This window comes from Bacillus sp. SIMBA_154 (assembly GCF_046536015.1).
GTDB lineage: Bacteria > Bacillota > Bacilli > Bacillales > Bacillaceae > Bacillus > Bacillus pumilus_P.
The window spans coordinates 1-261 of sequence record NZ_JAWJBV010000366.1; the positions used below are offsets into that span (position 1 = coordinate 1).

Annotated in this window: 1 protein-coding gene; it reads right to left on the minus strand. The window is 49.8% G+C overall.

What is annotated here, in order from left to right:
- Positions 1-261 (minus strand): cytochrome P450 (locus tag R0K30_RS22395; protein WP_410613096.1); only part of this gene is annotated, 261 nt, incomplete at both ends.

Below are 261 nucleotides of genomic sequence, written 5' to 3' on the forward strand. Positions count from 1 at the left end.
CTTTCCGAATGCAAGATGCGGATTCGGTTTTCTTTGGATATCCATTTTGTGAGGCTGATCGAATATGCTTGGATCGCGATTGGCTGCCCCTAAAAGGATATATACCTGCTCTCCTTTTTTTATGGTCTTCCCATTTATTTCGCAGTCTTCTGAGGCGGTGCGTGCCGTCAGCTGCGCGGGGCTGTCGTAGCGCAAACATTCCTCGACAGCAGTTTCAATGAGCGAGGGGTTTTCTCTCAGTGCGCTAAGCTGTTCAGGGTG